Origin of the sequence: Bacillus sp. NPDC060175 (assembly GCF_042728695.1) — a bacterium.
Lineage (GTDB): Bacteria > Bacillota > Bacilli > Bacillales > Bacillaceae_G > Bacillus_A.
This window is the reverse complement of the sequence record NZ_JBHWYR010000151.1, coordinates 1-5,456: the sequence shown is the minus strand read 5'-3', so window position 1 is coordinate 5,456 and position 5,456 is coordinate 1. Positions and strand designations below refer to the sequence as shown.

Below are 5,456 nucleotides of genomic sequence, written 5' to 3'. Positions count from 1 at the left end.
TATTTCAAAATAAGAATGAAAATGGAAAATAACTTTGTTTGATTGTATATCTCATACACATCTAGTTAACATAACGTCCTATTATCGGTAGCAAGAAAAAGGAGGATCCCTACTTTTACGAGGAATCCTCCTTTTTCTTTTTCTTTTTCTATGACTCTATTCATTTTTTATACATTCTTATTCTGGTGCGGTTTTAGGGCTCTTGTTTGTTACTGGATTAGTCGAAAACTGTATAAAATTTTGTATGCTCTTATCGTGGGGTTTTTCAAAAATGCTGGCGATACCCCTAGATTTAAAAAGAAAAAAGCAATGATTAGATTTTAAACCTAGTCATTGCTTTATCCATTGCATCTTGGTTTACACCTATATAACGTAACGTGACCTTCTCTGACGAGTGATTGAATATCTCCATGAGTAATGCTATATTTTTCGTTTGCATGTACATATGATACCCGTACGTCTTTCTTAGCGTATGTGTTCCTATTTCATCTAATCCAAACTCTGCTGCGGCTATACTTAATATCTTATATGCCATGCTGCGACCAATAGGACGATTCTTCCCTTGTCTACTTTGCAACAAATACTCATGATCTTCTCTTTCTTCTATAAACCATTTAAGCTCTCTTTTTAATGCTGCAGTAATTTGAATACGTTTTTGTTTTCCTGTTTTCTTTTCCCTCATAGAGATATGGCTGCCTTTGACATCACCTACTTTTAATTTCAAAATATCTGATATTCTAAGACCTGTATTAATACCCATAATGAAGAGAATGTAATTACGTAAGCTCTTTTCCTTAAAATACTCTTTTAACTGCTGTATTTCTTCTGGATCACGTATTGGCTGAACAAAATTCATTACTCATTACCTCCAGTATCTTCTGTCTCGTAAACTTCTAATCCAAGTGCAAAAGCGAGCTTATAAAACGCTTTAGACTTCCAACGTCGATAAGTACGCTCTGACATTCCGATTTCGTTATAAACCATGTAATCACATACATCCTCTTCTTCTAAATAACGTTTATAAATAATATCCCTTTGGATAATTCCTGCACGTCCGTTTCCTAATCGATTTAGAAATTGATCAATACGTAATGACATTCTTTCAAGCCATTCTTCTCGTTTACTTTGTTGAATATTTGCTATGGCAACATCTTCTAATGGCTTACCAACTGCATGTGTAGGACCGTGCTCGCGCATTTCATAAGAAGGAGTGACTTTCATTTCTTTACGCATCATCCCAAATTGTCTATGTATACGTACACTTTCCAACACGCCTTCTAATTCCTCTTGTGTTGCCGTTCTATCGATTTTTGGTAAGAAAGATAATTGTTTAGTCATGTAAGACCACCCCTTTTTATTTTTTAATTACTTTTGTCTTAAAGCTCCACGTCTGCATTCATAACGTGGTCCACGAACTCCCATTAACTCTTCAATTTCACGAGTACTAAATTTCTCTTTTCGTTTTTTCTTATTTTTCTTCTTTGCTTGTTTTGATTGCTTTTTCCACTCATTTAACTGATCCTTTAGCACCTTCATTCCCCCATCTCCCTTTTCAAAATAAAAAGGACACCTATTCTTAAAACAGCTTTAATTGCTGCTTTAATGAATTGGTGTCCTCTAGTTTTCTAGCCGGACTGTATTCTGTTTTCATTTATTTGATAATACCAGCCTGCACAAAGATGTTTCTCCAAGCTTTGTTAACTTGGTATTTATCAACGCCTATCGCACGACGAGCGATAGCTTTTCTTATTTTCTTTTTCTTTGCATTTGCCATTCCTCTCATCCCTTTCATGCAAACGTCTCTCATTTCCATTTTGGAGCGTTTCACTCCTCTTGATACCTATATTACATTCAAAAATAATCTAAACGTGAATTGTACCTATTTTATAAAGTCCTTTTCCCCACAAAAGGATTATTTTATTAAAATCTTCATAAGCCATAACTTCGAATTCTTTGATTCAAATGAACCTCTAGACGAATAAACCATATGCTAATTTAAATACTTTCTAGGAAAGTAGGTGAGTACTATGCCATCAGTTGTAGCAAACCTTGTCGTACAAAATAGTGCTGGTTCTTTCAACTTAGGCGATTTTTATAACGTTTCTCCAAAAGAGAATACAAAAGCTTATAATGGTTCAGGGGCTTCAAATGTTGGTTTTGTTGTCAATACCTTTAGCGGTGTTAGCGCAACAAACACATTTGATGCTGATGTTGCAGACCAAAATCAAGTTGGGACAGCTTAAATTTATTCATTTTCTTCTCTCCCCTGAATAAAACTCACTATTCCGTCCATATTATAGATAACCCATCTTTAATGTAACCATTTAGATCTTCTTTAAGGCTGAGCAGTTAGCTTTTGCTAGCTGCTCTTTGCTTTTCTTCTTGTCTATTTAGGAAATTCCTTGCTTTCTTAATCGCTTCTGCTCTTGTCTGCCCTTCAGCTATCCCTTTCAACGCTGTATCATCCTTAATGCAGATCATCTTCTTCGTGCCATCTTCCATAATGACCTCCACTTTTGAATAATAGGCACTATGCAATTTATCGCCTTCAATTAAGAAACTCATAAATTCTGTTCCAACTTTTCCTGTGAAATCTTTGACTTTACTCATATCCGTTCCTCCTCGAATAAATTTCTAAATATTGTCCATACTATAGATACACTTGAGTTCTGAACTTCCTTCTTAATGCTTTTCTGGAGAGCAGTTAGCTTTTGCTAACTGCTCTTTTATATTCCTGTAATTCCTTCTCGAGTCTCTCAATATGCTCATCTCTTACTTGAACATCATCTTTTAAAAACTCAATTTCCTCTTTAAGTTTCATTCGTTCGTTAAACAATTGGCGATATTCATGTATAGATGATTCACGACCTGCTCTAAGAAGTTTAATTTCTTTATTCCTCAGCTCAATCTGCTTTACAGCATGATCGAAATCATCTTTTAATAATTGGTACTTTGTAGAGCCTTTCATTTCAGCACCTCATCTCTTACAAAATGAAATTTTTATTATAAAAGTAATTATTAACTATTTAACGCGTATACATTATAATGGAATATATAGTATATATTGGCATTAGGAGAAGCGCTCTGGTCAAGCGCTTCTCTTTTTTTATAAAATAGCGTTTTTGTTTAAAATAATATCTTTAAATCAATTGGACACATTTACCGGTTTGTTTACCACAATATTCATGTTAAAATCCCTTGTGAGTATGGCATAACTCAACCTTTTGAAGCCCTGTAACATTTCCTGCGGGGCTTCTTTTTTTTCAACAAGCCATTAGTTAATTGCGCTGACTACCTTGATGTACAAAATAACGATTTTGTTAAAAATGAATCAAATTACATATTGTTGTAATACTAATCACAATACAATCTGCTTCTTACCCAGATTGTACCTACTTGAGCGGCTAGTTTTGCTAGCTGCTCTTTTATATTGGGATGATAATAAAGCATTTTTCTTTTTTAACAAAATAAAGATTTTATTAATTTTTAAATTTGAATATATAATTGTAAAGTTAATCAATTAAGTGTTACAATACCATAGATACTCCTTTAGGGAGTTCTCATATAATTAAGCAAGAGTTTAAAAATTCTCGAATCTCAGCCCTTTGGAGCGCCCTTCAAGGGGCTGAATCAATTAAAATAAGGATTTTGTTAAAAAACTGCACATACATTAAAATCATACATACATTAATCATGGTAAGCTTTTCGATATGAATCTTGGTCATAGAGCGCCTTAAAAAAGCGCTCTTTTAACTTATTACAATGTGTCACATTTTACATAAAATAAGCATAAAATGGACTGAGCAAACAAGACATAGTTACTTTATAATCGTGTACATTTTGTACACGATTTCTTTTTACTAAATAAGAATTTTGTTTAGTTTCATAACATCTCGTTTGTGTAATATTTCAATTTATTAACAATAAGACATTTAATAATGTTAAAATATAGAAGTAGTTCATTTTATTACTAGGAGGGATTTCTATGTCCATGGGAACTTGGGCTGCAATTTTTATTGCTATATTTTGCGGAGTTATTTCTTCTAATAGCAAGTTGAAAAACTCCCGTAATAAAAATGGATAAACACCCCGCTGAAATGTTAGATATCTAGCATTTCAGCTAACAAAATAACGATTTTGTTCACTTTTATAGCTTACTATTCCTCATAGTTGTGTTTTTCTTCTAGGACTTTTATAAAGTTAAAGTGTCCATCGAGATAACAATCATTGATATAACCCCAAAAATATATTTCATTAACTTCGCTTAAAGTAAAATTTTCATTTTTTCATTCAACCAAGTTCATAACATATTCTTTTCCTCCGATAAAATAATGATTAGGTGCCCCACGCGCATTTTATCCACTGGAAATAACACCTTTTACGTACTTAACTATTAGAAACTTCATTTCTGCTACTTCTGCAATAGCAATTTTGTTCACTTTTTCGATACATTTATGAAACATTCATATGTTATCTTCAGTATGTTCTAACCTTTTTATAAAACCGTGTGAGATATACCAAAACAAGAATCCCTAGAGCCCTAACTCTAGGGATTCTTGTTTTTAAATAAGGATTTTGTTTAAATTAAATCTAAATCCCACTCGATGATTTTCTTTAGTGACATGCTTCATAAATCAAATTAAGGCATACAATATTAAAAATTTACTCATGAAAATCTGATTACAATTTTTTGCTTCTCATGAGACATTCTGATTACATTTCTTCTACGAGCACACATATTTGTGTGCTCTATTCATTTATGGTTAAATAACTATTTTATTCAACTTTCCATTAAGCTAATTTTTCTAATAAACCTTACAAATTTGTAATACTAATGTCACCTAAAAGAATGTCTTCCTGGTTAATAATGGTTTAATATATAGATTGTTAACTTGATTAAACAAAACACCATTGGTAGGTGACAGTTTGTGGAAAGAAAATTATTACGTTATGGCATTGTATGTATAGCTTTTATTACTATCCCCATTTTATTTATACACTTTGTTTCATCTCAATTCGTTCCAAAAGAATACAGTGAAGAATGGCCGGAAGTAAGTAAAACTGCTAAACTAGTAACTATCGGTTACTTTAAAAAAGAAAAGGATCTTGATATTATAATTAAAAAAGTTGAACCTTCCGAAGAATATAGAACACATGAAATCCACCTATGTGGACATGTGGCAGATAATAAAAAGCAAAAAATTTCTGCTGTTGTAAATTTTCGTGATAACTATTCAATTAGAGACACATCTGAAGTTAAAATCAAAGAGCCTTTAAATAAAGGTTGGATGCTCTTTCAGTTAAAATAACGCTTTTGTTATAATTTATGAACATATTTTAGACCTAAAAATCCTACCGAATATTTTTAGGATAAATTTACCGGATGAATTAGCAGAAATTTCGTGTTATTCTGAACGTGTTGAATAACCCAATACATTCAACAATACTCTTGATTG

Annotated in this window: 8 protein-coding genes; 2 read left to right on the top strand and 6 right to left on the bottom strand. The window is 32.3% G+C overall.

Translation table 11 applies throughout. The features are described 5' to 3' along the window. Positions 1–313: 313 nt before the first annotated feature. From ACFWDE_RS29770 to ACFWDE_RS29755, 4 genes are all read right to left on the bottom strand, one after another. Positions 314–856 carry a site-specific integrase gene (locus ACFWDE_RS29770; protein ID WP_016092204.1) on the bottom strand — a complete coding sequence of 181 codons (543 nt, stop codon included), beginning with the start codon at positions 854–856 and terminating at the stop codon, positions 314–316. Next, on the bottom strand, positions 856–1,338 hold the full coding sequence (locus tag ACFWDE_RS29765) for an ArpU family phage packaging/lysis transcriptional regulator (protein WP_016092205.1): 483 nt from the start codon (positions 1,336–1,338) through the stop codon (positions 856–858). The genes ACFWDE_RS29770 and ACFWDE_RS29765 overlap by 1 nt, the downstream gene beginning before the upstream one ends. 27 nt (positions 1,339–1,365) lie before the next feature. Next, positions 1,366–1,536 carry a hypothetical protein gene (locus ACFWDE_RS29760; protein ID WP_377896297.1) on the bottom strand — a complete coding sequence of 57 codons (171 nt, stop codon included), beginning with the start codon at positions 1,534–1,536 and terminating at the stop codon, positions 1,366–1,368. A 115-nt stretch (positions 1,537–1,651) separates the two neighbouring features. Further along, positions 1,652–1,774, bottom strand: a complete 123-nt coding sequence (locus ACFWDE_RS29755; RefSeq protein WP_377896296.1) for a DUF3983 domain-containing protein — start codon at positions 1,772–1,774, stop codon at positions 1,652–1,654. 253 nt (positions 1,775–2,027) lie between these two features. Here ACFWDE_RS29755 and ACFWDE_RS29750 point away from each other — a divergent pair, with 253 nt between their 5' ends. Then, on the top strand, positions 2,028–2,243 hold the full coding sequence (locus ACFWDE_RS29750; protein ID WP_377896295.1) for a spore germination protein: 216 nt from the start codon (positions 2,028–2,030) through the stop codon (positions 2,241–2,243). A 106-nt stretch (positions 2,244–2,349) separates the two neighbouring features. Here ACFWDE_RS29750 and ACFWDE_RS29745 read toward each other — a convergent pair whose 3' ends face one another. Further along, a complete protein-coding gene (locus ACFWDE_RS29745; RefSeq protein ID WP_377896294.1) occupies positions 2,350–2,610 on the bottom strand; it encodes a hypothetical protein in 261 nt (86 codons plus the stop codon). Positions 2,611–2,704: 94 nt separating this feature from the next. Further along, entirely contained in the window at positions 2,705–2,968 is a 264-nt protein-coding gene (locus ACFWDE_RS29740; RefSeq protein ID WP_377896293.1) for a hypothetical protein, read from the bottom strand. Between the two features lie 1,960 nt (positions 2,969–4,928). Between ACFWDE_RS29740 and ACFWDE_RS29735 the strand changes: the two genes are divergently transcribed. Then, entirely contained in the window at positions 4,929–5,309 is a 381-nt protein-coding gene (locus tag ACFWDE_RS29735) for a phosphoglycolate phosphatase (RefSeq protein WP_219919701.1), read from the top strand. Positions 5,310–5,456: the final 147 nt, after the last annotated feature.